At 65.6% G+C, this 22,926-nt stretch carries 25 protein-coding genes and 6 tRNA genes; 5 read left to right on the top strand and 26 right to left on the bottom strand.

Annotation, left to right across the window (positions count from 1 at the left end):
- The first annotated feature begins 31 nt into the window (after window positions 1–31).
- Window positions 32–262 (top strand): YheU family protein, encoded by a 231-nt coding sequence (locus BGI51_RS16080; RefSeq protein WP_158896618.1) that lies wholly within the window; start codon window positions 32–34, stop codon window positions 260–262.
- Window positions 263–277: 15 nt separating this feature from the next.
- On the opposite strand, the gene BGI51_RS16075 is transcribed toward BGI51_RS16080, so the two are convergent.
- From BGI51_RS16075 to BGI51_RS16020, 13 genes are all read right to left on the bottom strand, one after another.
- Window positions 278–607 carry a YnfA family protein gene (locus BGI51_RS16075; protein WP_187978966.1) on the bottom strand — a complete coding sequence of 110 codons (330 nt, stop codon included), beginning with the start codon at window positions 605–607 and terminating at the stop codon, window positions 278–280.
- Window positions 601–1,743 carry a GNAT family N-acetyltransferase gene (locus BGI51_RS16070; protein WP_187978965.1) on the bottom strand — a complete coding sequence of 381 codons (1,143 nt, stop codon included), beginning with the start codon at window positions 1,741–1,743 and terminating at the stop codon, window positions 601–603. The genes BGI51_RS16075 and BGI51_RS16070 overlap by 7 nt, the downstream gene beginning before the upstream one ends.
- Before the next feature lie 134 nt (window positions 1,744–1,877).
- Window positions 1,878–1,953 (bottom strand) — tRNA-Glu (locus tag BGI51_RS16065).
- Window positions 1,954–1,987: 34 nt separating this feature from the next.
- Window positions 1,988–2,063, bottom strand: a tRNA-Ala gene (locus BGI51_RS16060).
- Between the two features lie 40 nt (window positions 2,064–2,103).
- Window positions 2,104–2,179: transfer RNA gene (locus tag BGI51_RS16055), tRNA-Glu, on the bottom strand.
- 34 nt (window positions 2,180–2,213) lie between these two features.
- Window positions 2,214–2,289, bottom strand: a tRNA-Ala gene (locus BGI51_RS16050).
- Window positions 2,290–2,328: 39 nt separating this feature from the next.
- A tRNA-Glu gene (locus BGI51_RS16045) sits at window positions 2,329–2,404 on the bottom strand.
- Between the two features lie 41 nt (window positions 2,405–2,445).
- Window positions 2,446–2,521, bottom strand: a tRNA-Ala gene (locus tag BGI51_RS16040).
- Window positions 2,522–2,620: 99 nt separating this feature from the next.
- Window positions 2,621–3,499 carry a ParB/Srx family N-terminal domain-containing protein gene (locus tag BGI51_RS16035; protein ID WP_187978964.1) on the bottom strand — a complete coding sequence of 293 codons (879 nt, stop codon included), beginning with the start codon at window positions 3,497–3,499 and terminating at the stop codon, window positions 2,621–2,623.
- Between the two features lie 70 nt (window positions 3,500–3,569).
- Window positions 3,570–4,691 carry a beta-ketoacyl-ACP synthase III gene (locus BGI51_RS16030; protein WP_187978963.1) on the bottom strand — a complete coding sequence of 374 codons (1,122 nt, stop codon included), beginning with the start codon at window positions 4,689–4,691 and terminating at the stop codon, window positions 3,570–3,572.
- A 72-nt stretch (window positions 4,692–4,763) separates the two neighbouring features.
- Window positions 4,764–5,753, bottom strand: coding sequence for a DctP family TRAP transporter solute-binding subunit (locus BGI51_RS16025; RefSeq protein WP_187978962.1), 990 nt, complete (start codon window positions 5,751–5,753; stop codon window positions 4,764–4,766).
- 187 nt (window positions 5,754–5,940) lie between these two features.
- The gene (locus tag BGI51_RS23780) at window positions 5,941–6,072 is read right to left on the bottom strand and encodes a hypothetical protein (protein ID WP_007162893.1); all 132 of its coding nucleotides are present in this window, start codon (window positions 6,070–6,072) and stop codon (window positions 5,941–5,943) included.
- Window positions 6,073–6,129: 57 nt separating this feature from the next.
- A complete protein-coding gene (locus tag BGI51_RS16020) occupies window positions 6,130–6,369 on the bottom strand; it encodes a DUF2789 domain-containing protein (RefSeq protein ID WP_133859439.1) in 240 nt (79 codons plus the stop codon).
- Between the two features lie 139 nt (window positions 6,370–6,508).
- Between BGI51_RS16020 and cprA the strand changes: the two genes are divergently transcribed.
- Window positions 6,509–7,660, top strand: coding sequence for a cationic peptide resistance protein CprA (gene cprA, locus BGI51_RS16015; protein ID WP_133859440.1), 1,152 nt, complete (start codon window positions 6,509–6,511; stop codon window positions 7,658–7,660).
- Between the two features lie 43 nt (window positions 7,661–7,703).
- Here cprA and BGI51_RS16010 read toward each other — a convergent pair whose 3' ends face one another.
- The gene (locus tag BGI51_RS16010; protein WP_252977103.1) at window positions 7,704–8,642 is read right to left on the bottom strand and encodes a bestrophin family protein; all 939 of its coding nucleotides are present in this window, start codon (window positions 8,640–8,642) and stop codon (window positions 7,704–7,706) included.
- Between the two features lie 284 nt (window positions 8,643–8,926).
- On the opposite strand from BGI51_RS16010, the gene BGI51_RS16005 reads away from it, so the two are divergent.
- Window positions 8,927–9,565, top strand: a complete 639-nt coding sequence (locus tag BGI51_RS16005) for a DsbA family oxidoreductase (protein ID WP_187978961.1) — start codon at window positions 8,927–8,929, stop codon at window positions 9,563–9,565.
- On the opposite strand, the gene def is transcribed toward BGI51_RS16005, so the two are convergent.
- Complete coding sequence (gene def, locus BGI51_RS16000; protein ID WP_133859443.1) at window positions 9,562–10,101, bottom strand: peptide deformylase; 540 nt, start codon at window positions 10,099–10,101, stop codon at window positions 9,562–9,564. The genes BGI51_RS16005 and def overlap by 4 nt on opposite strands.
- 60 nt (window positions 10,102–10,161) lie before the next feature.
- Here def and BGI51_RS15995 point away from each other — a divergent pair, with 60 nt between their 5' ends.
- Window positions 10,162–11,352, top strand: a complete 1,191-nt coding sequence (locus BGI51_RS15995) for a serine hydrolase domain-containing protein (RefSeq protein ID WP_187978960.1) — start codon at window positions 10,162–10,164, stop codon at window positions 11,350–11,352.
- On the opposite strand, the gene BGI51_RS15990 is transcribed toward BGI51_RS15995, so the two are convergent.
- The 9 genes from BGI51_RS15990 to BGI51_RS15950 form a co-directional block, all read right to left on the bottom strand.
- Entirely contained in the window at window positions 11,340–12,185 is an 846-nt protein-coding gene (locus tag BGI51_RS15990; protein ID WP_187978959.1) for a hypothetical protein, read from the bottom strand. The genes BGI51_RS15995 and BGI51_RS15990 overlap by 13 nt on opposite strands.
- Before the next feature lie 3 nt (window positions 12,186–12,188).
- Window positions 12,189–13,091 carry a response regulator gene (locus tag BGI51_RS15985; protein ID WP_187978958.1) on the bottom strand — a complete coding sequence of 301 codons (903 nt, stop codon included), beginning with the start codon at window positions 13,089–13,091 and terminating at the stop codon, window positions 12,189–12,191.
- A 68-nt stretch (window positions 13,092–13,159) separates the two neighbouring features.
- Entirely contained in the window at window positions 13,160–14,362 is a 1,203-nt protein-coding gene (locus BGI51_RS15980) for a M48 family metalloprotease (protein WP_187978957.1), read from the bottom strand.
- Window positions 14,338–15,018, bottom strand: a complete 681-nt coding sequence (locus tag BGI51_RS15975) for a M48 family metalloprotease (RefSeq protein ID WP_187978956.1) — start codon at window positions 15,016–15,018, stop codon at window positions 14,338–14,340. Before BGI51_RS15975 ends, BGI51_RS15980 begins: the two co-directional genes overlap by 25 nt.
- Window positions 15,019–15,022: 4 nt before the next feature.
- Window positions 15,023–15,610: a LemA family protein gene (locus BGI51_RS15970; protein WP_133859448.1), complete on the bottom strand. Its 588-nt coding sequence runs from the start codon at window positions 15,608–15,610 to the stop codon at window positions 15,023–15,025.
- Between the two features lie 123 nt (window positions 15,611–15,733).
- Window positions 15,734–16,342, bottom strand: coding sequence for a hypothetical protein (locus tag BGI51_RS15965; protein WP_187978955.1), 609 nt, complete (start codon window positions 16,340–16,342; stop codon window positions 15,734–15,736).
- Window positions 16,343–16,657: 315 nt separating this feature from the next.
- On the bottom strand, window positions 16,658–19,297 hold the full coding sequence (gene pepN, locus BGI51_RS15960; protein WP_187978954.1) for an aminopeptidase N: 2,640 nt from the start codon (window positions 19,295–19,297) through the stop codon (window positions 16,658–16,660).
- Between the two features lie 11 nt (window positions 19,298–19,308).
- On the bottom strand, window positions 19,309–20,151 hold the full coding sequence (locus BGI51_RS15955) for a DUF2797 domain-containing protein (RefSeq protein WP_133859983.1): 843 nt from the start codon (window positions 20,149–20,151) through the stop codon (window positions 19,309–19,311).
- 85 nt (window positions 20,152–20,236) lie between these two features.
- Entirely contained in the window at window positions 20,237–20,500 is a 264-nt protein-coding gene (locus BGI51_RS15950; protein WP_007162881.1) for a YeaC family protein, read from the bottom strand.
- A 335-nt stretch (window positions 20,501–20,835) separates the two neighbouring features.
- Between BGI51_RS15950 and pdeM the strand changes: the two genes are divergently transcribed.
- Window positions 20,836–21,495 (top strand): ligase-associated DNA damage response endonuclease PdeM, encoded by a 660-nt coding sequence (gene pdeM, locus BGI51_RS15945; RefSeq protein WP_187978953.1) that lies wholly within the window; start codon window positions 20,836–20,838, stop codon window positions 21,493–21,495.
- Between the two features lie 161 nt (window positions 21,496–21,656).
- On the opposite strand, the gene BGI51_RS15940 is transcribed toward pdeM, so the two are convergent.
- A complete protein-coding gene (locus BGI51_RS15940; protein WP_027602825.1) occupies window positions 21,657–21,881 on the bottom strand; it encodes a hypothetical protein in 225 nt (74 codons plus the stop codon).
- A 67-nt stretch (window positions 21,882–21,948) separates the two neighbouring features.
- Window positions 21,949–22,830, bottom strand: a complete 882-nt coding sequence (locus BGI51_RS15935; RefSeq protein ID WP_187978952.1) for a polyprenyl synthetase family protein — start codon at window positions 22,828–22,830, stop codon at window positions 21,949–21,951.
- Window positions 22,831–22,926 lie beyond the last annotated feature (96 nt).

The following is a 22,926-nucleotide window of genomic DNA, read 5'->3' as shown; positions in this document are numbered from 1 at the left end:
ATCCTGGGCGCCTTTTTTCAGGCACCTCTCGATGATCATCCCCCACGACCAGCTCGCTGCCGCCACCCTCGACAATCTGCTGGAAGACTTCGTCACCCGCGACGGCACCGACAACGGCGACGAAACACCCCTGGCGACCCGTACCCAGCGCGCTCGCCGCGCCCTGGAAACCGGCGAGGCCGTCATTCTCTTCGATCCGGACAGCGCGCTGTGCCAGCTGGTACTGCGCCGCGATGTGCCGCCCGAACTGCTAAACGACTAGCGCGTCTCGCGCCTGTCAGGCACTGCCGCGCGGCGCCAGCAGGATCACCAGCGCCCCGGCCACGCACAGCAGACCGCCCGCCAGATCCGTCCAGGTCGGCCGGGTGCGCTCGACCAGCGCCAGCCAGCCCAGCGAGGCCACCACATAGATGCCGCCATAGGCCGCATAGGCGCGCCCGGCGTAGGCCGACTCGATACGGGTCAGCAACAGGGCGAAGAGCACGAGGCTGGCAAGCCCGGGCGCTATCCACCAGGGACTGCGATCCAGCCGTAGCCAGAGCCAGAAGGCATAGCAGCCGGCGATCTCGAATAGCGCCGCCAAGAAGAACCAGAGATAGTTCAGCATGGCGCCGCGCCGTCTTCCTGGCGATAGGGCAAGGCCTCGGCGGCCCGCTGCGCATAGGCCTGGACGCCGTCGCGCTCCTGGTCGAGAAACTCCGCCACGGCCGCTCTCAGGCCTGGATGCACCAGATAGTGCCAGGAACGGGTCAGGGTCGGTTCAAAGCCGCGAATCAGCTTGTGTTCGCCCTGGGCGCCGGCATCGAAGCGTTGCAGCCCTTCGGCGATGGCGTATTCGATGCCCTGGTAGAAACAGGTCTCGAAATGCAGCTGGTCGAATTCCTGCAGGCAGCCCCAGTAACGGCCATAGAGGGTGTCACCGTCCTTGAGATAGAAGGCCATGGCCACCGGCCGACTGCCCTGGCGGACCAGCACCACCCGAATCGCCTCGGGCAGCCGTTCGGCCAGCAGACTGAAGAAGGCGCGGGTCAGATAGGGATCCTGGCCACGCACCTCGTAGGTGTTGGCGTAGCAGGCATAGACGAAGTCCCACTCCGCCTCGCTCAGCTCATCGCCCTTACGCCACTCGAAACTCACCCCCAGGCCGGCGACCTGGTCACGTTCCTTGCGCAATTGCTTGCGCTTGCGCGAGGTCAGGGCGGCGAGGAATTCGCCATAGTCGCGATAGCCGCGGTTATGCCAGTGGAACTGGCAGCCAAGCCGCGCCAGCCAGCCGTCGCGATCCTGGAGCAGGGCATCGGCCTTGGGATCGGTGAAGTTCACATGCAGGCTGGAGAGCTCCAGCTCGGCCAGGCTGCTCGTGGTGGCGTCGAGCAGGGTCGCGCAGGCAGCCGGATCGCCCAGCAGGCGCGCGCCCTGCACCGGTGAAAAGGGCACGGCGGCCAGCAGCTTGGGATAGTAGTCGATCCCGGCACGGCGGCAGGCATCGGCCCAGGCCCAGTCGAAGACGTATTCCCCATAGGAGTGCATCTTCAGATAGGCCGGCATCGCGGCTCGCAGGTGCCCCTGGTCATCCTTGAGGATCTGGTGCGCCGGCTGCCAGCCGGTCCCCTGCCCCAGGCTGCCACTGTCTTCCAGGGTGGCAAGGAATTCATGCCGCAGGAAGGGCTGGTCGTCCGCCAGCAGCGCGTTCCACGCGGCAGCAGGCACCTGGGCCAGGCTGTAGAGATACTCGACGATCATCCCACTCCCCTTGCTTGCATTCGGCCTACAGGTCTAACACAGATGAGTACCCGGACGGGCACCTGTGAAAGACTCTGACGGCGGGCTTTCGTGCGGACGAAAAAAAACCGCCGTGAGGCGGTTTCTTTCGAGTGTGGCGTCCCCTAGGGGACTCGAACCCCTGTTACCGCCGTGAAAGGGCGGTGTCCTAGGCCACTAGACGAAGGGGACGTTACCCTGGTGTGACCCTCGCGGATCACGAATTTGGTGGAGCTAGACGGGATCGAACCGTCGACCTCTTGCATGCCATGCAAGCGCTCTCCCAGCTGAGCTATAGCCCCAAGTACAGCATCTTGCCACGCCTGGGCTGCGTGACCGATATGGCGTCCCCTAGGGGACTCGAACCCCTGTTACCGCCGTGAAAGGGCGGTGTCCTAGGCCACTAGACGAAGGGGACGTTACCCTGGTGCAACCCTTGCGGATCACAAATTTGGTGGAGCTAGACGGGATCGAACCGTCGACCTCTTGCATGCCATGCAAGCGCTCTCCCAGCTGAGCTATAGCCCCGTGTACAACATTCGCCACGTCTGGGATACGTGACTGATATGGCGTCCCCTAGGGGACTCGAACCCCTGTTACCGCCGTGAAAGGGCGGTGTCCTAGGCCACTAGACGAAGGGGACGAAACCTTCTACCGATTTCCCCCAAGGGCGAAACCGAAATTTGGTGGAGCTAGACGGGATCGAACCGTCGACCTCTTGCATGCCATGCAAGCGCTCTCCCAGCTGAGCTATAGCCCCGTCGGTCAGGACGGGGCGCATGTTAAGAGGCCCGGCCTCCCCTGTCAACACCAATAAGAAAAAAACCTGCTAGTAACAGACACTTAAGCCGGAAAACGGCTAGATCGCCCGCGCCAGGGCAGCACGCTGGGCGCGGGCCGCCAGCAGGTAGGTGAACTTGCCGTCGCTGGCAGAGAGCTTGCGCAGGACCTTCTTGTCCAAAGCGCGATAGCCACCCATCTCCAGCGCCGTACGCCCCGAGCTGCCGATCAGCATGCCGGGATTGGCCACCATCAGACGGGCGGCTTGCTCCACAGCCTTGGCGTAGCTCTTGCGATCATCGAGATCGTAGCCCTGCAGGGGTAGCAGCATGCGCAGCCACTCGGCCCAGTAGAACTCGAGGAATTCCGACGGCAGCACCCGACCGTCCGGGGTACGCGGCTTGTCGTAGCCGATCTGGCGGGTGAAATACACCAGCGCGCGGTAGGGATCGTCGGCCATGGCGGTGAGGCCCAGCGTTTCCGGGAGCTGCTCGGGGAGGATTGGGCGGCCCTGGGGGTCCTTGAGCCAGGCCTTGCGCTCGTCGAGCAGGCGAATCCAGAACTCGGCCATGCTCGCCGCGCCACTGAAGTCATCGGTGACCCTGACCCACACCGAGGTCTCGGGGCCACCGCCGGGGTGCTCCCAGAAGGCGGAAAAGGTGTGGTGACCATCGGTGAGGTAGAGCTGCTGTCCCGGGCCGATGACCACGGTCTTCATTTCGTCTGGATAGGTGCCGGGCGGCTTGACGCCCAAGGCGTCGCCGGCCGAGCGGAGACTTGTGCTCGGCTGGACGCCGCCACTCAGGTGCTGGCCGTTGGCTTCGCAGTAGTCGTCGAACAGCTTGCGCCGGTCGCAGGCGTACTTGCCAAGCTTGTACAGCACCTGGTCATGGCCGATCGCGGGCTGGGTGGGGCACAGCTGGCGCAATTGCACCCGGAGCAGGCTTCCTGGCGACACGGGGTCTTCCTTTCTCGAGAGGTCTTCCCAGGTCCGACAACGGTCCTCCCGGGAAGACTCCTGCCGTCGATCAGACCTTGCGCAGCACCACGCTGCCGATGGAGTAACCGGCGCCGAAGGAGCTGAGCACGCCCAGGCTGCCACTGGCCAGATCCTCGTGGTGCAGATGCAGGGCAATGACCGAGCCGGCCGAGCTGGTGTTGCCGTAGGTATCGAGGATGACCGGCGCCTCGCCAGGCTCGGGTTCGCGCCCTAACAGGCGCTTGACGATGAGGTGGTTCATCGCCAGGTTGGCCTGGTGCAGCCAGAAGCGCGAGACCCGCTCGACAGGAATATCCAGCTCGGCGAGGTGATTGGCGATCAGCTCGGCCACCAGCGGGCAGACCTCCTTGAACACCTTGCGCCCTTCCTGGACGAACAGCTTGTCCGGGTGGGTCATGCCCTCCTCCGCCGCGCGGTTGAGAAAGCCGAAGTTGTTGCGGATGTTATTGGAGAACTGGGTGAACAGCCGGGTCCCGAGGATCTCGAAGCGATGCCCCGAGGTCGCCTGGTCGGCGCGTTCCACCACCAGGGCAGTGGCCGCATCGCCAAAGATGAAATGGCTGTCGCGGTCGCGGAAATTCAAATGGCCGGTGCAGATCTCCGGATCTATCACCAGTACCGCCCGCGCCTGGCCCAGTTGCACGGCGTTGGCCGCGGTCTGCAGACCGAAGGTCGCCGAGGAGCAGGCGACGTTCATGTCGAACCCGTAGCCCTGGATACCCAGTGCGGCCTGGATCTCGATGGCTACCGCCGGATAGGGGCGCTGCAGGTTGGAACAGGCCACGATGACGCCGTCGATGTCGGCGGCCGTCCGCCCGGCCCGTTCCAGGGCCTCGCGCGCCGCGGCGACCCCCATCTCGCAGAGGATCGACGGCTCGTCGTTGGAACGCTCGGGAATGCGCGGCACCATGCGCGCCGGATCGAGGATACCGGCCTTGTCGACCACATGGCGGCTGCGGATGCCGGAGGCCTTCTCGATGAAGGCGGCGCTGGATTCCGGCTGGGGCGCCAGGCTGCCCTGGGCGATGGCGTCGGCATGCTCGGCATTCCACTGGCCAGCCCACTGATTGAAGGACGCAACCAGCTCGTCGTTGGAAATGCTTTCGGGCGGCGTATAGAGCCCACTACCGCTGATGACCGCGTGCTGCACGGCTATTCCTCTTGTTGTCAGGATGACGCCGTGCCAGTTTGCCGCAAATCCGGGGTGGACGCCCGTGCAATCTCAGCGCCGATTGGCGGCCTCGGCGGCGCGCAGAACGTCGCTGCCCACTTCGCTTTCATACCGCTTGATCAGGGGCGCCACCGCCGCGCGCCAGGCATCGCGCTCGGCAGCCGTCGGCACCAGGATCTTGCTGGTATTGGCCGCCACCACCCGCTCGCGCGCCTTGGCGTTGATGGCTTCGGCATCGCGATTCACCCCTTGGGACACCTCTTCGAGGATGGCCTCCAGCTCGCTGCGGATCTCGAAGGGCAGGCCGTTCCAGAACGTGGTGTTGGTGATGAGCATATAGGTGAGGAAGCTGTGGTTGTCCTCGACGATATAGGGCTGCACGGTATTGATCTTCTGCCCCAGGAGATTCGACCAGGGATTCTCCGCGCCCTGCACCTTGCCGGTGCGCAGGGCGTCGTAGACCTGGGCGAAGGGCAGCTTGACCGCCTGGGCGCCCAGTTGCTGGTAGTAGGCCGCCAGCACATCGGAGGATTCGACGCGGAAGGTCAGGCCCTTGAGGTCGGCGGGGATGTGGATTTCCCGCGTGGCCGAGAGCTGCCTGCCACCGTTGTTCCAGTAGGCCAGCCCGGTGATGCCGTGGGGGACCAGGCTGCCCAGCAGTTCGCGGCTCTTGTCGCGGCGCTGGAAACGCTTGACCGCCTCGATGTTGTCGAACAGAAAGGGCAGATCGTAGACCCTGAGCGGCTTGGCCAGGGCGTTGAGCTTGGACACCGAGGGCGCCAGCAGCTGGACCCGATTGCTGCGCAGGGCCTCCAGCTCGTCGGCATCGCCTACCAGGCTGGAGTTGGGATAGACCTCGATCCGGACCTTGCCGGCCAGCCGCTCCTGCACCAACTTCTGCACCTGCAGGGCTCCGCGGCCCTTGGGCGTATCGTCCGTCACCACATGGGCGAACTTGATGACGATGGGCTCGGCCACGGCAAGGGGCATGGCCAAGGCAAAGAGTGAGCCGGCCACGGTGGCGAAGAAGGTCTTGATCATGGGATTCCCTGCGTTGAACGATCCATCGGATCGCCCGTGCGACCCCGGTCGCGGTGCGTGCGCGACGCCATTACCTTAGCAGTCGCGGCGGGAAAGGCTGGTCAACGGCGGAAAACGGCACGACGAGTGTGCAAGAAAGGCGGATCAGGGGTAGGGTCAGCGCCGCCGAAGCGGCGCCAGGAAACCATCAGGGCGAAATGGGATCACTTGCGGGGAAGGTTTCCTCGACGGATTCGTCGAGCTGTTCCTCGCTCACCTCGTCTTCATCGTCGGCGACGGGCGGATCGTTGGGCTGCTGTTGGGCATGGACGGCATTCATGGTAAGTCTCCGGACAGGGAAGGGTCTGCAGGGCTGAATGCTTCCAGCCCTGTAGCTTTAGTCATGACTGTGCAGACGGACGTTCAGCTCGTCGACGATCGGTGCCCAGTCGGCGTCGCCCATGATCTCGTCCTTGAGGAAGGCCTTCTGCGCCGGCGACCAGAAGTCGGCTTCGGATACCTTGACCGCGTCGGGCAGCGGGGAGTGGCTGGCGATGAAGTCATCGATGGCAGCCGGATCGGAGTCCAGGCCCAGTTGCTCGAAGAGGGTCGTCAGATCGTGAACGGGAAGTTCCATGGGGGTCTCCAGGCGGTTATCGGTCGTTACGCTCAGGTATCTAGAAAGACGCCAGCCTTGAGGGGTTCCCCTGCCTTAATAAATCCTTCAGCGACGAGCCTTAAGGTACGCCCACGTTCCGCCAACCAGGGCCTCTGCCATGTCGCTTCCCGTCTCTTCCATTCAATTCACCGCCGCGCCGCGCCGCATCCTCGTTACCGGTGCCACCGGCTTTCTCGGCGGTGCCGTCACCCTGCGTCTGCTGGAGCTGGGCCATGTCGAAGGGCTGAGCTTCCTGGTCCGTGCCGCCACCCCGGCGGAAGGCCTGGAGCGCCTGCTGCAGAATCTGCGCGTCCATGACATCGACGAGCGCCTGGCAGCCCTGCTCAAGCCCGAACAGATTCTCTGTGGCGACCTGCTCGACACCCACTGGATCGACGCCGCCAAGCCGCTCCTGCAGACCCTGGACGAGGTCATCAACTGCGCGGCGGTGGCCTCCTTCTCGCGCAATCCGAAAATCTGGCCGGTCAACGTCGAAGGCACCTTCGCCCTGGCCGAGGCGTGCGCCCAGTCGCGGCGCCTGAAGCGCTTCCTGCACGTCAGCACCGCCATGGCCTGCGGCCCGCAGCGCCAATCGCCGGTCGCCGAAACCTGGGATTTCCCCGAACCGGACCAGCAACTGGTGGACTACACCGCCTCCAAGGCCGCCATCGAACTCAAGCTGCGCAACGAGTTGCCGCTGCTGCCGCTGGTGGTGGCGCGCCCCTCCATCGTGGTAGGTCATCGCCGTTCGGGTTGCAAGGCGTCGGGCAGCATCTTCTGGGTGTTCCGCATGGGCTTCGCCCTGGAACGCTTCACCTGCGGCCTCGATGAGCAGATCGATGTCATCCCGGTGGACTACTGCGCCGAAGCCCTGGTGGAACTGGCGCTCAAGCCCAAGCTGAACTACAGCCTGTACCACATCTCCGCGGGCAACGCCGGCGCCTGCACCTTCGGCGAAATCGACGAGGCCTATGCCGGCGCCATGGGCGACGCCCCGGTCGGCGAGCGCTATCGCCAGGTGGACAGCGCCGACCTCAAGGAGCTGGCCGCCGACTTCAACGAGCGCATCGGCCCGGCCAATCCGCGCCTGGTGCTGCGGGCGCTCAAGCTGTACGGCGGCTTCGCCGATCTGAACTACCTGTTCGACAACCAGCGTCTGCTCGACGAAGGCATCGCCGCTCCGCCGCGCTTCACCGACTACCTGGATGTCTGCGTGCATTCCTCGCGGGACATCAGCATCCCGGCGCAGATGCAGTGGGATTTCAAATGAAGCGCGTGCCCGGCGCTGGCGACCGCCAGACACCGGGCCCTGCTCAGACGGAATCCCGCTCCGGTGAAGTCAGTCGCGAATCCCGGACGATGTCGCTGACCGAGGCGTAGCCCCCGCGCGCATCGCGCAACATGGTCCGCAGATTGCCTTCGATGGTGTTGCAGATGGTGCCCATGGTGATCTGGTGCCGACTGCGCTGGAAGGGATTCTGGAGATCGGTACCGACCTTCTCCATCGCCAGGAAGATGAAGCCCACCACGGTGGAGGCCAGCGGTGTGTACCACTGCAGGCTTTCCACCAGACCGATGGGCATGAGCACGCAGAACAGGAAGATGAACAGCCGCGGGAAGTTCACGTAGGGATAGGGCAAGGGCGTATTGGCGATGCGCTCCATGCCACCCTGCCAGTTGGACATGTCGACGAAGGTGGCTTCGAGTCGCTCCAGGCGGATGCTGTCCAGGCGGCCGGCGCGGTATTCCAGGGCGATCAGGCTGGAGGAGCCACTGAGGATGGCATTGGCGAAGTTGTTGGTCTCCTTGCGCATCGACCACTCCTCCTTGCCCAGGTAGGTACGCACCTCCTTGGGTAGGGGATCGCCGCTGAGCTGGCAGGCCAGGCAGCGCACATAGGCGAGATGGCGCTCGATGAGCACCGTCTTGATCGCATTGAAATGCTCGTCACCGTCGTCGATGAGCGTCAGCACCTGGCGAGTGAAGCTGCGCGAGCTGTTGACCATGCCACCCCAGAGGGTGCGCGCCTCCCACCAGCGCTGGTAGGCGCTGGTATTGCGGAAACTGGTCAGCACGATCAGCGCCGAGCCGATCAGCGTCAGGGGGATATTGGGCAGCTCCGCCCGTTTCTCCACCAGCAGCATATAGTCAGCGGTAACGGCGATGTCCCACAGCAGCAGCCAGAAAACCGACCAGCCGACGTAGGTGAAGGTTTGCCGAAGGAATGTCAGGATGCGGTGGAAATAGCCCACGGTGATAGTCCTTAGCGCGTGAAAGAAGGGGTGCCGCCATAGGAACCTGGGGTCGGAAACAGGTTCAAGGCAAGCGTCTGGAGCGCGGATCGCCGCCCACTTCACGCAATTGACCGGTGGCAATTCCATTTCCAGATATGAAGAGCTGTCCGGTCGCAGGCTGCGGCTCTTCGCGACCACAGGAGCTGACCGGGTACCAGATTGCCCAGGGATATCGGCAGCTTTACCGAACATCTGCGCCCAGGTGCGGTCCGACGGACACCATGCCCTTCCGGAGCACTGCCATGACCGCCACCCCGCGCGTTCGTCTGGATGTCTGGAGCGATTACGTCTGCCCCTTCTGCTATCTGGAGCTGCCCCAGCTGGCGCGTCTGCAGGAGGAATTCGGCGACCAGCTGGCCATCGAGTGGCATGCCTTCGAATTGCGTCCCGAGCCCACCCCTACCCTCGATCCTGCCGGCGATTACCTGCGCCGGACCTGGGATCGCGCCGTCTATCCCATGGCGGCGGAGTACGGCATGGTGCTGCGCCTACCGCCGGTACAACCGCGCAGTCGCCTGGCGCTAGAGGCGGCGGAATTCGCCCGCGAGCACGATCGCTTCGACGCCTTCCATCTGGCGGTTTTCCAGGCCTTCTTCGAAGAGGGTCGGGATATCGGTGAGCTGGACGTGCTGCTGGAGCTGGCGCGGCGCACGGGTCTGGACAGCGAGGCGCTGAAAGCCAGTCTCGCCCGTGGCGATCACACCGATCTGGTGCTGCATGCCGAGGATCGCGCCGAAGCCCTGGGCATCACCGCCGTGCCGACGCTGCTGCTGCGCTCCGCCGGGGCGCCCGTCGAAGCGGCTCGGGCACTGGATGGCGCGGTGCCCTTCGCCCAGTTGGCGGCGGCCGTCAGGGCGCAGCTGGAGACGGCCGGTGCCTAGCGCTGGGCGTCCGGCGTCAGCTCGGGGAACAGCACCTCGGTAAAGCCGAAACGGGCGAAATCCTGGATCCGCGAAGGATAGAGGCGGCCGATGAGGTGATCGTATTCGTGCAGGACCACCCGTGCGTGAAAACCCTCGGCTTCCTGGTCGACGGCGCGGCCATCGCCATCCACGCCGCGGTAGCGGATCCGCCGTGGCCGCGGCACCTCGCCGCGCAGTCCGGGGATCGACAGACAGCCTTCCCAGCCGAGTTCTTCGCGGGCGTCCAGCACCTCGATCCGCGGATTGATCAGCACCTGCAGCGGCACCGGCGCCGCCTCGGGATAGCGGGCATTGCGCTCGAAGCCAAAGACCATCAGCTGCAGATCTTCGCCGATCTGGGGCGCCGCGAGGCCCACGCCACCGGCGGTGGCCATGGTGTCGAACATATCCTGGATAAGGCCGTGCAGCTCGGCCGAGCCGAAGCGCTCTGCCGCTACCGGCGGCGCCACCCGCAGCAGGCGCGGATCGCCCATCTTCAAAATGTCACGAATCATGCGAGGATTCCTCCCTTTGGCCGGTCCAGCCGCCGGCGTTTCGCCAGGAGCTTAAACCAGATGTCTTCCCTACTGCTCGCCAGCGCACTCGGCCTCGGCCTGAGTACAAACCTCGCCCAGGCCGAGGACGCCACCCTCGCCGCCCGCCTGGATCCGATCCTGGAACGCGCCGTCGCCCAGCAGCGCATCGTTGGCACGGTGGTCATGGTCGCCCGCCAAGGCCGGGTTGTGTACCAGCGCGCGGCCGGTTTCGCCGATCGCGAAGTCCAGCGGCCGATGCGCGAAGATCAGCTGTTTCGCTTCGCCTCCCTGACCAAGCCGCTGGTAGCCGTGGCGGCCTTGCGTCTGGCGGACCAGGGTCGCCTGGATCTGCAGGCCCCGGTCAGTCGCTACCTGCCCTACTTCACCCCGCAGCTGGCCGACGGCACCCTGGCCGTACCCACCCTGGCGCAGCTTCTCAGTCATACCGCCGGCCTGCACTACGGCTTCGGCGAAGATTCGAACGGACCCTATCATCGCGCCGGGGTATCCGACGGCCTGGATGGGGCTCCGCTGACCCTGGAAGAGAATCTGCGGCGCCTGGCGGGTGTGCCGCTGGACTTCAAACCGGGCACCCAGTGGCGCTACTCCCTCGGGCTGGACGTGATGGGCGGCGTGCTGGCGGCCGCGACCGGGCAGCCCCTGCCCGAGGTCGTCCAGCAGCAGGTGGCCGCACCGCTGGGCCTGCACGACCTGAGCTTCCACGTCAGCGACGCCGAGCGCCTGGCCACCGCCTATCGCGACGGCTATCCGCGCCCCGAACCCATGAGCGAGCCCTATCTGCTGCCGATGCCCAAGGGCGGCATCCTCTATTCGCCGGCGCGCGCCCTTTCGGCGCAGGCCTTCGCCTCGGGCGGCGGTGGCATGCAGGGCAGCGCGGGCGACTATCTCGCCTTTCTGGAGGCACTCCGCCAGGGCAGGCTGCTCACGCCGGCCAGCCAGCGCCTGATCATGGAAGACCAGATCCCGGGGCTGCAACGCGACGATGCGCCGGGCTGGGGTTTCAGCCTGGGCGCGGCGGTACTGCGCGATGCCCGGCTGGCCAGGACCCCGCAGGCGCCCGGCACCCTGCAGTGGGGCGGCGTCTACGGCAATGCCTGGTTCATCGATCCAGCGCGGGAGCTCAGCGTGGTGATCCTGACCAATACCGCGATCGCCGGCATGAGCGGGCCCTTCCCGGAGGCCATCCTCGCCGCCCTCTACCGCGACTGAGCGGACTCCAGGCGGGCCTGGAGCGCCTGCAACTGCTCCTGCAGCGCGGCATGCTCGTGCTGCAGGGCCTGGTAGCTGTCGGTCACGGCATCGGTATCGATGAACACCTGCTCGATGAATTCCTTTTCCACCAGGGTCCGCGACAGCTTCGCCCGTTCTGCTTCGAGGCTTTCGCGCAGGGTCTCCAGCTCCTCCTGCAGGTGCCCATCCAGTTCCGGCGAGGCCGCAACGGCCGGGGTCGTCGGCTGCTGTCGCAGCCGCAGCAGGTCTTCGCCGAGTCGCTGGACCGTCGCCTTGAGCTGATCGCGCTCGCGACGCATTTCCAGCAGGGTGCCCTGGACCCGGTCATGCTCGAGACTCAGGCGCTGCAGCTTCGCCTCGGCGCCGCGCATCTCGCGATTCTGCACGTGCAGATTGGTGATTAACTTGTGCGCCCGGTCCAGTTTGGACTTGAGATCGTCCAGCTTGAATTCGAGATTCTCGCGGTGGGCCAGCAGGTCGTCGATATAGGGCTGGTTGGTCTTTTTCCAGTCCGGATAGTCGTCGCCCTCGACCCCGTCGAGACGGCCCACCAGGTCCAGGCTGTCGCTCATGGCCTGACCCAGGGGCTCGACATCCGCCTGCCGCGCCGCGTCGATCAGGCCGGCCGCGGTCTCGGCCTGGCTGGTGAGCGACTGCGGCTCACCGGGCTCGGGAGTCTCGCTTTTCTCGCCAGCCGCTTCAGGGCGCGGAAAGAGCCGCTGCCAGAGCAGCGTCAGGACCAGGGCGATGAGCAGCACGTTGGACAGGGTGACCAGCAGGAAACCCCATTCGACGAAGCGCGAGTCGTTCATTCCCTAGCTCAACAGGAAGGCGATGAAACCGTCGCCGAGCCCGGGAAAGGACAGGCTGAAGTCGGCGCGCCCATTGTTCTGCCGCCAGAGGCTGTAGAGCTTTTCGAAGGGCTTCTGCACCAGGTGACTGGTGCTCAGCACCAGCGGCGCCCCGCCCTTGCCGGTGGAGATCATGCCGCTGAGGTCGGCGAGGAAGGCGGTGGCGTTCTCGTAGATCTCGCGGCTCAGGGTCGCACTGGCGATGGCCGCATGGATGGCGGCGGGCGAGAGCCCGGCCAGAGCGCCACCGAGAATGCAGGCCGCATTGAGGTCCAGCAGGCAGACGGCCTCCAGCGCCTTGCTCTGCGGATGGCCATAGATGCCGATGACATAGGGCAAGGCCAGACGATCGACCGGGATCGGCGCCATGGGCTCGATCTGGCAGACGATGGAGGACAGACCGAGCAACTGGCGAATACGCTGTGGATCGGGATTGAAGCGGGTCGGGATCGGCAGGCTCTCGCGACCGGAGGATTCGATGGCCTGTTCGGCACTGGCGCCGTCCTGCAGCACGGTGAGCACCGCCTGCTGCAGGGTCTCCTGGACGAAGGGCTTGGTCACGACGAAGGCCGCGCCGTTGCGGTAGGCCGCCTCGATGTTGCGCGCCGAGGACTCGGTGGTGACAAAGCCCACATGGATATCGGCGCCCACCCGCTGGCGGATCGCCTGGAGCAATTCCAGACCGGTCATCCCGGGCATGTGCCAGTCGGTGAGCACCAGGTTGGGGGTCCAGCTCTCCAGCAGCGCCACGGCTTCCTCGCCGGTGGACGCCACGCGCAATTCGATATCCCTGTAGCCGGTATTCGCCAGAATCCGCTTGATGATGGTCTGGACCGCTCGACTGTCGTCTACCACGAGGAACTTCATGTTCCATCCCTGAATTATGAACGCCGCGTTATCCCTCGGCGATGACTCGCCTCGGGCGCCAGTATGGATCACACATCAGATATCACATGGCCAGTATCAGCTGAACGGCGACCTTTTTGCGACAGTTTGTCATCGGTAACTGAAAGGTATTCGTCCAACGCAGGATACGGCAATTCGAGGACCGTACAATATAACCTTAGCAGCTCTAGCTCGGAGGTTTGGACGCGCTCGTCCGCCTTGACCAGGCACAGCAGGCCCTCCAGCACCAGGGTGCGCGCCGCCATGCTCAGCAGGCCAAGTCGCGCCAGGGCGCCGTCCAGCGCCGGACGCCAGGGGTGCGGGGGCTCATAGGCACAATGCAGGCCGGGAAAGGTGCTGGCGACGGCCAGCAGAAAGGCCCGCCGAGCGGCCTGGACGTCCCGGTGATTCTGTTCGGCGGCCACCGCATAGAGGGTGAGCACCGCGACCCGGGCCTGGGCCAGCGTTCTCCGCCCCGACAGTCGCTGACGCCCGGGCGCCAGACTACCGATCAGCTGGCGCTGGATGATGCGCGCCAGACAGTAGCGTGAGAGATCCAGCTCAGGCGTAGCGGCGAAGCCTGTCTTGAGGTCGACGAGCAGCTGGCGTAGGACCGGCCGCGGCAGTTGGCGGATGGCCGGAAAGGTCAGCTGGGCAACCGGCAGGCGCAGCGACGGATGCAGGCTGTCGGCCCAGCGCTGCCCTGCCCCGCCGTCGGCTACCGACGGGCTGGCGGCCAGCGCCAGCAGCAGCTCCGCCGCCTGCCGGGGTTGCCGCACGAAAGCCTGCAGGGTCTCGGGAATGTCCCGCCAGGGCGCGGGGGTAGCTACCGCCGCGAGCGGGGGCGCGGCGGACACCGGCGGCGGCGCAGCGAATGCCGGATTGCCCGCGACATGGGCAACGCCCATGGGCAGCAGGGCCTCGGCCCGGAGTCGCTCGAGCTGCCACTCGTCAAAGTCCGGTTCCAGCTGCTGGATACGCTCCAGCACCGGGGGATGGGTGGCGAACCAAGAGGCGCCCGAATCGCCCAGCACCATGTGGGCGACGCTACGTGCCCGGCGGTGATAGAGCCGCCCCTGCAGCGGATGGGCGGCGATCTTCTTCAGGGCATTGGCCAGTCCCTGGGGCTGGCGGGTGAACTGCACGGCGGAGGCATCCGCCAGGCGCTCGCGCGAGCGCGCCGCCGCGGCCTGGATCAGATTGGCGAAGAACAGTCCGCAGCCGCCGATCACCAGCAGCAGGGTGCCCAGCAACCCGCCCAGCAGGGGCTGCCACTGCCCCGGCCGGTGGTCGAGCTGCGATCGAAGAACAGTTCCCGCCCCAGGTCGGCGATCAGGCTGATGCCATGCAGCCAGCCCAGCAGACGCAGATTCAGGCGCATGTCGCCATTGAGCAGATGACTGAATTCGTGGGCGACCACCCCCTGCAATTCATCGCGGGTCAGCTGGTGAAGGGCGCCGCGAGTCAGGCACAGGGTCGCATCGGCCGGTCCGTAGCCGCTGATGAAGGCATTGATGGCCGGTTCGTCCGGCAGCAGGTAGAGGCGCGGCACCGGGATGCCGGCGGCCAGGGCCATCTCTGCCACCACGTTGTGCAACTGGCGCGTCGTGGGGTCGGCCTGATCGTCCAGGGGCAGCGCGCCCAGCCGCCTGACCACGGCCTGTCCACCCAGGCGGGCGAGTTGCCGGACCTTCCAGCAGGAGGCCGCGGCGATGACGCCGGTGAACGTCAGGCCGGTCTTCACCAGCGTCGCCTCGCGCCCGCCCAGATAGTCGATCACCTTCCGCGGCAGGAACACCAGGGCCAGGCCGGCGCTGGCCAGCGCCATGACCAGCACCACCAGGGCCAGCAAGACGAGACAAAGCCGGGTGCGCCGGCGCGCCGCGGCCTGGTCCTCGAGGAAACGCACGCGCTCAGCTCAGGCTGATCCGCGGTGCCTGACGCGCGTCTGCGTCCGGCAGGGCCAGCGGCTGCGCCAGGCGGAAGCCGAAGCGCCTGGCGACCAGCGAGCCGGGAAAGGTCTCGCAGCGATTGTTGTAGTCCATCACCGCGTCGTTATGGGCCTGGCGCGCATAGGCCAGGCGATTCTCCGTGGAGCTCAGCTCTTCCATCAGCTGCAGGACTGTCTCGTTGGCCTTGAGCTCAGGATAGGCTTCGCTGACGGCGAACAGCCGTCCGAGGGCGCTGCCGAGGCGCTGCTCGCCCTGCTCCAAGGCGGCCCGCGCGACGGGATCCTCCGGTCGGGTCTTGGCCTGGTGCAGACCGGATTGCGCCTGCTGCCGCGCCGCCATCACCGCCTGCAGTGTCTCGCGCTCGTGCTGCAGATAGCCCTTCACCGCTTCCACCAGATTGGGGATGAGGTCGTATCGGCGATTGAGCTGAACATCGATCTGGGCGAAGGCGTTGCGATAGGCGTTGCGCGCCGTGATCAGGGCGTTGTAGAGGCTGATCGCGAACAGGCCGAGGGCGACCAGGGCAGCCAGCAGGAGCAGCAGTTTCATAGAATCGTCCTTGAAGGTGCTGAGAAGCCCCAGTCTAGGGGCACGCCACGCCAACGGTTGCGCAGCGCGACGGATGCGACGGTTGAGGGGATGGCTGGCGAATCAGGCGCCGCACACCACCGTTCAGGACGAGGAAGGCGCGCCCGTGTCGGTCGGATGCCGGGACGCCGAGTCCGCCTTGCGACCGGGCTGTAGCTCGGCCAGCAGGGCGTCACGCTCCTGGCGCAGCTGGGCAAGGCTGGTCTGGGTGCGAGTCAGCTCTTCCTGCAGGCGCTGGGCGTGGGCCTCCGAAGCGCGCAGTTCGCGATTCTGCGCGCGCAGGCCGGTCACCACCTTGTGCGCCCGGGTCAGCCGCATGACCATGTTGTCCACCTTGAGCTCCAGGGCTTCGCGGTGCGACAGCAATTCCTCGACGTAGGGGTCGTCGCTCTTCTTCCACTCGGGATAGTTGGCGTCGTACACCTCTTCCGGGCCCTCGTCGAAGAGATCGACGTTACGGTTCACCGCCGGGCCGCTGCTGGCGGGGAGCGGCGGCGGCGGGGTATCGGCAGGCGGGCTCTCGAGCACTTCGGGAACCGGCAACGGCTGCTCCTCGCTGGCACCCTCGGCCTTGGCCGACGCGTCGCTGGCGACATAGCGCTGCCACAGGAGAAACACCACCAGGGCGATCAGCAGGATGTTGCACAGGGTTATCAGGACGAATCCCCAATCCATCAGCTGTGCATGACTCATCTGCCGCTCCGCTCTCTTCCGGTGATTAGGGCCTGGGTGCCGTTCGAAACACCCTGCCCACCCTGTCGGCGGCGGTGCCTCGTTCTGCAGCTGATTTGAATACAGCTGCCAGCCTAAAGCATTTCTATCAGCCCAGCGGCGCCAGAGCGGAGACGAGTTGCCGGGCACGGGCATGCGCTGCCGGTCCGCGGGCTGAGCCAGAAGCCTTGGCTGCGGAGAAAAGCTGGGCGAAAAAAAGCCTGACGCTGGGCGTCAGGCTTTGCAGAGGCGGGCGAGGTCGGGCTTCGCGGAGCTCAACCCAACCTGTGGATGGCCCTACGCCAGGCTCTTGCTCACCACCTCGTAGACGTCGCTGGACAGCTCGCCGCTGGCCAGAATCCGCTCCAGCTCGGCACGCATGAGGGCCTGGCGCGCGGGACCGTACTTCTTCCAGCGGGTCAGGGGCGTGAGCAGGCGCGAGGCGATCTGCGGATTGAGGCGGTTGAGGGTGATGATCTGGTCGGCCAGGAAGCGATAGCCGCTGCCGTCCTCGGCGTGGAAGTTGACCAGGTTGGCGTTGGCGAAGGCACCGATCAGCGCCCGCACCTTGTTGGGGTTCTTCAGGATGAAGACCGGGTTCTGCATGAGTGCCTGGACGCGCGCCAGGCCGCCCGGCAAGGGACTGGAGGCCTGGACGCTGAGCCAGGTGTCCATCACCAGCGGATCGGCCTTGAATTCCTCGAAGAAGCGCGCCAGCACCTCGGCCTTTTCCTGCTCGAAGCCGGAATTGACCAGGGCGCTCAGTGCGGCCAGGCGCTCGGTCATGTTGTCGGCGTGCTCGAATTGCTCCAGGGCGGCATCGCGCGCCTCCGGCTCTTCCAGCAGCATCAGGTAGCCGAGGGCGGCGTTCTGCAGGCTGCGGCGGGCGATATGGTCGGCGCTGGCCTGGTAGGGCGTGGCGCGCGAGGCTTCACGGGCACTGCGGTAACGCTGCCAGAGCACGTCGCGCAGGGACTCGGCGATGGCCCGGCGCGCCTGGCGACGAGCACCATGGATGGCACCCGGATCGGCCTGCTCGGCCAGCTCCACCAGATAGGCCTCGGACGGCAGCGACAGCATCTCGGCGACCATGGCCGGATCGAGGGAATCATCCGCGGCCACGCTACGCAGGGCCTCCACAAGTCGGGTGTCCAGCGGCTCGCCAGCGATCATGCCCTGCAGCACCTGCACGGCCAGCTGCTGGCCGGCGTCCCAGCGGTTGAAGCCGTCGCTGTCGTGCTGCATGAGGAAGGTCAGCTGCTCGCGACTGTAGGGGAAGCTGAGCTTGACCGGGGCGGAGAAGCCCCGCAGCAGCGAAGGCAGCGGTTGCTCGGGTACGTCGACGAAGGTGAAGGTCTGCTCGGCCTGGGTGACCGACAGCACCCGGTCGCTGCCCTGGGCCGCGCTCTCGCCTTCCAGGCGCAGCGGCAGGTCGCGGCCCTGGCCGTCCAGCAGCCCCAGCTGGACCGGGATGACGAAGGGTTCCTTGGTCGGCTGACCCGGGGTGGGCGGGCAGCTCTGGCGGAAGGTCAGCCGATAGGTCCTGGCCGCCGCATCGTACTGCTCGCTGACCGCCAGGCGTGGCGTGCCGGACTGGCTGTACCAGCGCTTGAACTGGCTGAAATCGGCGCCGTTGGCGTCTTCCAGGGCCCTGATGAAGTCGTCGCAAGTCACGGCCTGGCCATCGTGGCGCTCGAAGTAGAGATCGGTGCCCTTGCGGAAGCCCTCCGGCCCCAGCAGGGTGTGCAGCATCCGCACCACCTCGGCGCCCTTCTCGTACACCGTCAGGGTGTAGAAGTTGGAGATCTCGATGAAGTGATCCGGGCGCACCGGGTGGGCCATGGGGCCGGCGTCCTCGGCGAACTGGTTGGTGCGCAGGAAGGCTACGTCCTCGATGCGCTTGACCGTGGGCGAATTCATGTCGGAGCTGAAGCCGGCGTCGCGGAACACGGTGAAGCCTTCCTTGAGCGACAGCTGGAACCAGTCGCGGCAGGTCACGCGGTTGCCCGACCAGTTGTGGAAGTACTCGTGGGCGACGATGGCCTCGACGCGCTGGTGAGCGGCGTCGGTGGCGGTGCGCGGACTGGCCAGCACGGCGCTGGAGTTGAAGATGTTGAGCCCCTTGTTCTCCATGGCGCCCATATTGAAGTCGTTCACCGCCACGATCATGAAGATGTCCAGATCGTATTCGCGGCCGTAGACCTCCTCGTCCCAGCGCATGGACTTCTTCAGGCTGTCCATGGCGTGCTGCAGCTTGCCGATGTTTTCCGGTTCGACGTAGATGCGCAGGGTCACGTCGCGACCGCTGCCGGTGCGATAGCTGTCTTCCACGGACCGGAGGTCACCGGCCACCAGGGCGAACAGATAGGCCGGCTTGGGGAAAGGATCTTCCCAGGTGGCCCAGTGACGTCCGCCCTCGGCATCGCCACTGGCCACGGGATTGCCGTTGGAGAGCAGGATCGGGTACTTGCCCCTGTCGGCCTCCACCGTGGTGGTGAAGACGCTCATCACGTCCGGCCGGTCCAGGTAGTAGGTGATCTTGCGGAAGCCCTCGGCCTCGCACTGGGTGCAGAACATGGTGCCGGAGACGTACAGTCCTTCGAGGGCGGTATTGCTTTCCGGATGGATGCGTACCGAGGTCTTGAGCGCGAAGGCCTCGCCCTGCGGCTGCAGGGTCAGGCTGCCCGCCTCGACCTGGTAGTCGCCAGCCGCCAGGGTCTGGTCGTCCAGCGCCACCGCCAGCAGTTCCAGTTCCTCCCCGTGCAACACCAGCGGCGGCAAGCCCGCGCCACGCGTCGGGTTGCGCTGCAGGCGCAGCTCGGCATGCACCAGGGTCTGGTCGTCATGCAGCTCGAAGCGGAGGCGGGTTTCCTCGATGAGGTACTCGGGCGCCTGGTAGTCCTTCAGGTAGATGGTCTGGGGCTGGTCGGTGCGCATGGCTTACGTCCTTACATCTCTGCTGCGGAGGCGGACACGGCCAGCTGATAGGCCGTGTACTTGCGAATGTTGATCACGCCGGTGTCGAACATCAGGTATTGACCCTTGATGCCCAGCAGCGTGCCTTCCACCACGGGGGTCTTTTCCAGGTCGTGGCTGACCACCTTGGTGGGATAGACCGTGACCGGATAATGGATCTCGATGGGCGCCATGTCGACCACCGGCTGGATCGCCTGCAGGCCGAAGCGACCCTGGAGATCGTCCAGGCCCTGGGCGCAGGCATCGAAGATCCGCTCGCGCACCGCGACCAAGTCTTCCGGCGCGGCCACGCCCTTGAGCATGGCCCGCCAGTTGGTGCGATCGCCTACCTGGCTGCGCAGCACATCTTCCACCAGACCGGATTGCTGGCGGGTGGCCACCCTCAGGATCGGCAGCGCCTGGTAGGCGCCCTGGTCGATCCAGCGGGTGGGCAGCTGGGTGGCGCGGGTGATGCCGACCTTGAGGCCCGAGGAATTGGCCAGGTAGACGATGTGGGGCACCATGCAATGGGCCTCGCCCCACTCCGGCTGGCGGCAGGTGCCGTGCTCGTAGTGGCACTTCTCTGGGCTGACGATGCAGCTGTCGCACTGGGCCAGGGCGGTGAAGCAGGGATAGCAGTAGCCCTGGCTGAAGCTCTTGCGGGTCTTGCGTCCGCAATGGGTGCAATGGATGGCACCCAGGTACTCGAGCCGCACGCGACGGCCGATCAGCGGATTGACCGGCACCTCGCGCTCATCGAGGCGAAAGGCATAGTTGACGGGGTCGGCCAGGGTCACGGCCATCTTGCGCAGGGCGCCACGGCCCAGTTCGGTCATCACGGTAGAAATTTCTCGATTTCTAAAAGACGCGAGGTGCCTCTTCGTCGCCGAAGGGCACCTCGTCGGGGTAAGGCGCGGACAGTCAGTGGATGGCGTCGGACTTGAACAGGATGTTCTCGATGGGTACCGACTTGGAGGCGCACTCCTGGGGCCCCATGTAGCCGGTCCGCTGATCTTCGGGCAGGTGCTTGGCCTCGTAGGCGATCACTGCCTGAAGACAGAGCTCGACCTGGTCGCGACTGAGCTTGCGGCCGTCCGGCCACTTGCCGATCTCCACGGCCAGCTTCAGGCCCTCGTAGATATCGGGGGTGATGTTTTCCAGCATCTGGGCGAAGGATGTCGACATGGGTCGCTCCGGACTCTAGTGATCCGCCAGTTTACCGGGCTGCCGGCGACGGCGCACCTGGCCTGACTCAATGGTGGCCATAGGTTGTGTTTGGCTCGAAGCCCAGAGTTGGCGATGCCGGATTGGGCTGTTGGGCTTCGCTGCGCTCAACCCAACCTACGCGGGTGCGTATCCCGTAGCGTAGAAAACGGCCTGGCCTTTTCCACTGAAGAATTCGGGTCAGGGTCGCCCTTCTCACCCAGGGAGCGGGCGCTAGCCAACAGGCCTACCCTGCAACAGGCCTGAACCCTGACACCTGGCCGCCATCAGAGCAGGAAGCGCTTTCCGGAGACCCCATGCCTGCCTATCACCCCCTCATCCTCGCCGATGTCGAACTCTGGCTACTCGCGGAAAAGGCCATCTACTGGCCGGCACGCCGGGCGTTACTGGTGGCGGACATCCATTTCGGCAAGGCGGCGGCCTTCCGGGCCCTGGGCCAACCGGTACCCCACGGCACCACTGCGGGCAACATCGCCCGGCTGGACAGCCTGCTGGCGCGTTACGACTGCCAGGAGATCATCTTTCTCGGTGACTTCCTGCACGCCCCGGAGTCCCGCGCGCCCCTGACCCTGGACACCCTGGAGCGCTGGCGGGAACACCAGGCCCATCTGCGGCTGCTGTTGATTCGCGGCAACCACGATCGCCGCGCGGGAGATCCGCCCGCCGCCCTGGGCATCGACGTGGTGGGCGAACCGCTGGAGCTGGATGGCCTGTCGTTGCAGCACGAACCCGATCCGCACCCGCGACTGCCAGTGTTGGCCGGGCATATCCATCCGGCCTTTCGGCTGCAGGGCCGTGGGCGCCAGGCGCTTCGCCTGCCCTGCTTCTGCCTGGAAAACGACGAGGTGCTGATCCTGCCGGCCTTTGGCGATTTCACCGGCGGGCACCTGCTGGCACCCGATCCGGCGCGGCGGATCTTCGTGGTGGGAGATGGCGGCATCTGGCCCCTGCGCTAGGCCTTGTCTGAAAGGGGCCTGCGCTCAGTCATACTGCGTTAAAAATCAACTCGGAATGCTCATTTACCACTCGTAAACTCCGCTTCCTCGTTGATTTTTGTCTTGTCTGACCGTCGCTCGGCTACCCATCAAACAAGTCCTAGAGCCAGATACCCAGGAGATCAGCCTTCTTCGGTGATCCCGGTGATGGTGATGCCATGGCGCTCCAGCAGGGCCACCGTGGGTTCGTCGTAGTCCCGTGGCACCTCACTGTCGTCGTACTCTTCCAGGGCATCGTCACGGACGATCTGGGCGACCCGCTCCATATCCGGCTTTTGGTCAGCGTCGGTGGTCACCACCGAGGTATTGCCGTCAACGTTACTGTAAGCAATTTTCCACTTCGACATCTCAGGACTCCTCACACGGAAACAGGGTTATCGAGAGATTAGAGGGTCGGACGCCCAGTAATTCGCCCTAACGCGGACGAAAGACGATATCCAGCAGGGCGGCGAGGGCGCCCTCGGCGCAATCGGCCTGGGCCAGAGCCTCGCGGGCCTGCCTGAGGTGACTTTGTAACTGGCGTTGAGCATGGTCGCGGCCGAGCAGGCTGACCAGCGTGGACTTATCGCCATCCTTGCCGGCGTCCTTGCCCAGGCCCTTGCCGTCGTCGAGATCGTCGAGCAACTGAAAGGCCAGGCCGAGCTGGCAGGCGAACACCTGGAAGGCTTCGCGCTGCGTGGCGGTGGTAACCAGGGTGACACTGGCCATGCCCATGGCCGCGGAAAACAGCGCACCGGTCTTGAGCTGGTTGGTCAGGGCGATGGCATCGGCCGGACGCGTCTGGCGACCGCCGTGCAGGTCATGGTACTGGCCGCAGACCAGACCGGCGGTGCCGACCGCATCGGCCAGTTGGCAGACCATCTGGGTACGGGTTTCCGCCGGTACGCCGGAGAGGCCAGCGACCAGGCGCAGGGCATGGCTGAGCAGGGCCACCGCGGCCAGCATGGCGACGTCTTCGCCGAATTCGACGTGCAGCGTTGGCCGACCGCGACGCAGACGAGCATCGTCCATGCAGGGCATGTCATCGAGGAACAACGAGGCGGCATGGACCATTTCCACGGCGCAACCCAGATCGAGGACGGCTTCGTCGGACTGACCCAGATCCTCGGCGGCCAGCACCATCAGCAGCGGACGCAGTCGCTTGCCCGGGGCCATGACCCCACTGCGGATGGCGGCGGCGACCGGATCGGTCCCGGCCGGCAATAGCTCTGCCAGACGCTCGTCGATACGGGTACGCTGCCATTGCAGCGAAGCGGCAAAATTGTCTGTCGCGTTCGGCACTAATACGGTCGCCATGAGTCGAGATACTCCATATGTGGAACCGACGAACGGTCGCACCTCGGTGGATTAGGTCTTCGCAAAGCGAACCCGTCGTCCCCTACCAGACCACAA

Source organism: Pseudomonas oryzihabitans, assembly GCF_014522265.1.
Lineage (GTDB): Bacteria > Pseudomonadota > Gammaproteobacteria > Pseudomonadales > Pseudomonadaceae > Chryseomonas > Chryseomonas aestiva.
This window is presented reverse-complemented; position numbering and strand designations above follow the sequence as displayed.

Excerpts from the sequence above, each read along its gene's own strand:
- BGI51_RS15950 (WP_007162881.1), bottom strand. The coding sequence starts at position 20,500 with ATGTCGACATCCTTCGCCCAGATGCTGGAAAACATCACCCCCGATATC.
- BGI51_RS15970 (WP_133859448.1), bottom strand. The coding sequence starts at position 15,610 with ATGAAACTGCTGCTCCTGCTGGCTGCCCTGGTCGCCCTCGGCCTGTTC.
- BGI51_RS16070 (WP_187978965.1), bottom strand. The coding sequence starts at position 1,743 with ATGATCGTCGAGTATCTCTACAGCCTGGCCCAGGTGCCTGCTGCCGCG.
- BGI51_RS15940 (WP_027602825.1), bottom strand. The coding sequence starts at position 21,881 with ATGTCGAAGTGGAAAATTGCTTACAGTAACGTTGACGGCAATACCTCG.
- def (WP_133859443.1), bottom strand. The coding sequence starts at position 10,101 with ATGATTCGTGACATTTTGAAGATGGGCGATCCGCGCCTGCTGCGGGTG.
- cprA (WP_133859440.1), top strand. The coding sequence starts at position 6,509 with ATGTCGCTTCCCGTCTCTTCCATTCAATTCACCGCCGCGCCGCGCCGC.
- BGI51_RS15965 (WP_187978955.1), bottom strand. The coding sequence starts at position 16,342 with ATGAGTCATGCACAGCTGATGGATTGGGGATTCGTCCTGATAACCCTG.
- BGI51_RS16075 (WP_187978966.1), bottom strand. The coding sequence starts at position 607 with ATGCTGAACTATCTCTGGTTCTTCTTGGCGGCGCTATTCGAGATCGCC.
- pepN (WP_187978954.1), bottom strand. The coding sequence starts at position 19,297 with ATGCGCACCGACCAGCCCCAGACCATCTACCTGAAGGACTACCAGGCG.
- BGI51_RS15985 (WP_187978958.1), bottom strand. The coding sequence starts at position 13,091 with ATGAAGTTCCTCGTGGTAGACGACAGTCGAGCGGTCCAGACCATCATC.
- BGI51_RS16080 (WP_158896618.1), top strand. The coding sequence starts at position 32 with ATGATCATCCCCCACGACCAGCTCGCTGCCGCCACCCTCGACAATCTG.
- BGI51_RS23780 (WP_007162893.1), bottom strand. The coding sequence starts at position 6,072 with ATGAATGCCGTCCATGCCCAACAGCAGCCCAACGATCCGCCCGTCGCC.
- pdeM (WP_187978953.1), top strand. The coding sequence starts at position 20,836 with ATGCCTGCCTATCACCCCCTCATCCTCGCCGATGTCGAACTCTGGCTA.
- BGI51_RS16020 (WP_133859439.1), bottom strand. The coding sequence starts at position 6,369 with ATGGAACTTCCCGTTCACGATCTGACGACCCTCTTCGAGCAACTGGGC.
- BGI51_RS16005 (WP_187978961.1), top strand. The coding sequence starts at position 8,927 with ATGACCGCCACCCCGCGCGTTCGTCTGGATGTCTGGAGCGATTACGTC.
- BGI51_RS15995 (WP_187978960.1), top strand. The coding sequence starts at position 10,162 with ATGTCTTCCCTACTGCTCGCCAGCGCACTCGGCCTCGGCCTGAGTACA.
- BGI51_RS15935 (WP_187978952.1), bottom strand. The coding sequence starts at position 22,830 with ATGGCGACCGTATTAGTGCCGAACGCGACAGACAATTTTGCCGCTTCG.
- BGI51_RS16025 (WP_187978962.1), bottom strand. The coding sequence starts at position 5,753 with ATGATCAAGACCTTCTTCGCCACCGTGGCCGGCTCACTCTTTGCCTTG.
- BGI51_RS15955 (WP_133859983.1), bottom strand. The coding sequence starts at position 20,151 with ATGACCGAACTGGGCCGTGGCGCCCTGCGCAAGATGGCCGTGACCCTG.
- BGI51_RS15990 (WP_187978959.1), bottom strand. The coding sequence starts at position 12,185 with ATGAACGACTCGCGCTTCGTCGAATGGGGTTTCCTGCTGGTCACCCTG.